The organism is Streptomyces durocortorensis, from assembly GCF_016901035.1.
Classification (GTDB): Bacteria; Actinomycetota; Actinomycetes; order Streptomycetales; family Streptomycetaceae; genus Streptomyces; species Streptomyces durocortorensis.
The window spans coordinates 1-4609 of the sequence record NZ_JAFEUF010000373.1 but is presented as its reverse complement, the minus strand read 5'-3'; the positions used below and the strand labels follow the sequence as shown (position 1 = coordinate 4609).

The following is a 4609-nucleotide window of genomic DNA, read 5'->3' as shown; positions in this document are numbered from 1 at the left end:
CTCAGGGCCGTAGCGGCCCGCCCCCCGCACGGTGCCGCTGCCGGTGTCCGGCCGGACCGCTACGGCCCTGAGGGCCCAGGCCGAACGGCTGCGTACCTTCCTGGACGACGGGACGGGGGACGGCGCCGAACTCGTCGACCTCGCCCACTCTCTCGGCGCGACCCGCCAGTCCCACGAGCACCGTGGCGTCGTCCTCGCCACCGACCTGGTGAACGCCCGGGCCGGCCTGCGGACCGTCGAAGAGGCCCGCACCGGACCCGACGTGCTCACCGGCGCCGTACGACCCGGCCTGACCGCCTTCCTGTTCACCGGACAGGGCGCGCAGCACGCGGGCATGGCGCGTGACCTGTACGACACCTTCCCCGTGTTCGCCGAGACCTTCGACACGGTGTGCCAGAAGGTCGGCGGTGAGCGGCCGCTGAAGGAGATCGTCTTCGAGGACGGCGCGGCGCTGGACCGCACCGCCCACACCCAGCCGGCACTGTTCGCCGTCGAGGTCGCCCTCTTCCGCCTGACCGAGTCATGGGGCCTGCGCCCCGACGTACTGGCGGGCCACTCGATCGGCGAGCTCGCCGCCGCCCACGTCGCGGGCATCCTGTCGCTGGACGACGCCTGCCGCCTGGTCGCGGCCCGCGGCCGGCTGATGGAGGACCTGCCCGAGGGCGGCGCGATGCTGGCCGTCGAGGCGGCCGAGGGCGAGATCGAGCTGCCCGACGGTGTGGACCTCGCGGCGGTCAACGGGCCCTCGTCCCTGACGGTCTCGGGCGACACCGGCGCGATCGACGCGCTGGAGGAACGACTGCGCGGCCAGGGCCGCAAGGTCAAGCGGCTCGCGGTCTCGCACGCCTTCCACTCGTACCTGATGGAACCCATGCTCGACGAGTTCGCAGCGACCGCCCGCGACCTCACCTACCACCCGCCGACGACCCCGATGGTCTCCACCGTCGGCCTCGACGGTGACCCGACGACCTGGGAGTACTGGGTCAGCCAGGTCCGCTCGGCCGTCCGGTTCGCCGACGCCGTCGAGGAACTGGGGCGCCAAGGCGTCACCCGGTACGTCGAGGTGGGGCCCGACGGGGTGCTCAGCGCCCTTGTCGGCGCCAAGGACGACACCGCCCTCGCCGTCCCGCTGCAGCGCAACGGCCGCGACCAGACGGACGACCTGCTGCGCGCCGTGGCGCGCCTGCACGTCGCGGGGCTCGATCCCGACTGGGCGGCCGTCCTGGAACCCTGGAACCCCCGCCGGGTGGACCTGCCCACCTACGCCTTCCAACGACAGCGCTATTGGCCCTCCCTCGGCAGCCCGTCCGACCTCAGGACGGCCGGCCTGAGCGGCGCCGGGCACCCGCTGCTGGGCGCGCTCGTCTCCGTGGCCGGTGACGGAGGCCTCGTGCTCACCGGCCGGCTGTCCCGCACCACCCACCCCTGGCTCAACGACCACCGTGTACACGGTGCGGTCATCGTCCCGGGCACCGCCCTCGTCGACCTCGCCCTGCACGCGGGCAGCCAGGTCGGCTGCGCCGTCGTGGACGAGCTGACCCTGGACACCCCGGTGGAACTGCCCGAGCTGGGCGGTGTCCGGATCCAGGCGGAGGTGGGCACGCCGCTCGCGGACGGCTCCCGGGAGATCGCCCTCTACACCCGGCCCGACGAGGCCGACGGAGCCGAGGGCACGGACGGCGGCTGGGTCCGGCACGCGACCGGCATCCTGGCCCCCGCACGCCCGACGGCGGGCGAACCTCTGGCCCCGTGGCCGCCGCAGGACGCCCAGCCGGTGGCACTGGACGACTTCTACGCCGCCGTGGCAGCCGCCGGCCTCGACTACGGGCCGCTCTTCCAGGGCCTGCGCGGCGCCTGGCGCGCCGCCGACGGTGCGGTGTACGCCGACGTGGCGCTGCCCGCCGTGGCCGACGACGCGGACTCCCCGGACGCCGAGGGCTTCGGCCTGCACCCCGCCCTCTTCGACGCCGCTCTGCACTGCGCGGCCCTGAGCGGCCCCGCGCAGAACGATCCGGCCGTACGCGTGCCGTTCAGCTGGTCCGGTGTCACCCTGCACACCAAGGGCGCCACCGCCCTGCGCGTGCGCCTGACCCCGACGAGCACGGACGCCGTCTCGCTCGCGTTCGCCGACCCGACGGGAGCGCCGGTCGCCTCCGTGGAGTCCCTGGTACTGCGACCGGCGGCGCCCGTCGACGGCCGGATCCCTCCCGGCACGCTCTTCCGTGTCGAGTGGGCCGCCCTGCCCGCGTCCGGGCCGTCCACCCCGTGGACGGTCGTTGCCGACGCGAGGGCACTGGCGGCCTCGGCCGAGCTCCCCGCCCTGGTGGCCGTCCACGTCGGCCCCGACCCCGAGGACCCCGACGGCCCGGTCACCCTCGACGGGCCCGCCTCGGTCCGCCGCGCCGCCCACCGTGCCCTGGAGCTCGTGCGGACCTGGCTCGCCGACGAGCGCTTCGCCGCCTCCCGCCTCGTCCTGCTCACCCGAGGCGCCGTGCCCGCCGGGGACACCCCGGTCGACCCGGCCGCCGCCGCCGTGTGGGGACTGGTGCGCAGCGCGCAGACCGAGCACCCGGGCCGATTCGTCCTGCTCGACCTGGACCCGTCCGACGGCGGCACACCGGTCACCGGCCTGGCGGACACCGATGAGCCGCAACTCGCCCTGCGGGAGGACCGGCTGTACGCGCCCCGCCTCGCCCGCGCCATCGTTCCCCCGGCGGCGTCCGACCCGGCACAGGCGCACGGCACCGTACTGGTCACCGGCGGCACCGGCGTCCTCGGCGGACGCGTCGCCCAGCACCTGGTCGCCGAACACGGCGTCCGCGACCTGCTGCTGGTGAGCCGGCGCGGCCCCGAAGCGCCCGGGGCGGACGAACTGATCGCCGAGCTGGCCTCCCTGGGGGCCCGCGCCCGTGCCCTCGCCTGCGATGTGGCCGACCGCGAGGCGCTGGCAGAGCTGCTCGCCGGCATACCCGCCGACCGGCCGCTGACCGGTGTCGTGCACGCCGCCGGGATCGTGGACGACGGAGTGGTCACCTCCCTGACCCCCGACCGGCTCGACGCGGTCCTGGACGCCAAGGCGGTCTCCGCGCTGCACCTGGACGACCTGGTCGGCGACGTCTCCCTGTTCGTGCTGTTCTCCTCCGTCTCGGCGACCTTCGGCTCAGCGGGCCAGGCCGGCTACGCGGCGGCGAACGCGGTCCTGGACGCCGTCGCCCGCCGCCGGGCGGGCGCCGTCTCCATCGGCTGGGGCCTGTGGGCGGAGGCCTCCGGCATCTCCGCCGGGCTGGACGAGACGGGACGGGCCAGGATCCGGCGGGTGGGCTCCGCCCTCGCCACCGCCGAGGCACTCGCCGTCCTGGACGCCGCCCGGACGGGACACACCCCGCACCTGGTCGCCCTCCGGCTGAACCTCACCGAGCTGAGAGAGGCCGCGGACCGCGACCCCGCCGCGGTGGCGCCCCTGCTGCGGGGCCTGGTCACCCGCCGCGCCCTGCCCGAGGCGGCGCGTGCCGCACACGGTGCCTCCTCCCCGCTGGGCGAGCGCCTCGCCGGCCTCGGCGAGGCCGAACGCGTCGACCTGCTCACCGAGTTGGTACGGTCCGAGGCCGCCGGCGTGCTCGGGCACACCGGCGCGGAACCGATCGAGGACCACAAGCCGTTCAAGGACCTGGGCTTCGACTCGCTGACCGCCGTGGAACTGCGCAACCGGCTCGGCGCCGTGACGGGCCTACGGCTGCCCGCGGCCCTCGTCTTCGACCACCCCTCCCCGCAAGCCCTGGTTGCCCACCTGCTGTCCCACCTGACCGGTGCGGACACCGCGGCGCCCGTGCGGGCCACCCGCACCGCCGGCAGCGACGAGCCCATCGCCATCGTCGCGATGAGCTGCCGCTACCCCGGCGAGGTCAACAGCCCCGAGGACCTGTGGAACCTGGTCGCCACGGGCTCCGACGCCATCGGCCCGTTCCCGGACAACCGAGGCTGGGACACCACGGCCCTCTACGACCCCGACCCCGACGCGGCGGGCAAGTCCTACGTCCTCCAGGGCGGCTTCGTCCACGACGCGGACCGCTTCGACCCCGTGCCCTTCGGCATCTCGCCCCGCGAGGCGCTCGCGATGGACCCCCAGCAGCGACTGATGCTCGAAGCCTCCTGGGAAGTCTTCGAACGGGCCGGAATCGACCCGAGCTCCCTGCGCGGCAGCTCCACCGGTGTGTTCGCCGGACTCATGTACCACGACTACGGCGCCACCATGACCGTGCTGCCGGAAGGGGTCGAGGGCTACCTCGGCACCGGCACCTCGGGCAGCGTCCTGGCCGGCCGGGTGTCCTACACCTTCGGACTCGAGGGCCCGGCCATGACCGTGGACACCGCCTGCTCCTCGTCCCTGGTCACGCTGCACCTGGCCTGCCAGGCACTGCGCAACGGCGAGTGCGACATGGCCCTGGCCGGCGGCGTCACGGTGCTCTCCACCCCCGCCGTCTTCATCGACTTCAGCAGGCAGCGCGGCCTGGCGTCCGACGGCCGCTGCCGCTCCTTCTCCGCCGATGCGGACGGTACCGGCTGGTCCGAGGGGGTGGGGGTGCTGCTGGTGGAGCGGCTCTCCGACGCC

1 protein-coding gene is annotated in these 4609 nt (G+C 75.0%); it reads left to right on the top strand.

Annotated features, from left to right (window positions below):
• Window positions 1-43: 43 nt before the first annotated feature.
• Window positions 44-4609: type I polyketide synthase (locus JS521_RS33990; RefSeq protein ID WP_205086739.1), on the top strand; the 4566-nt coding region annotated here is incomplete at its 3' end.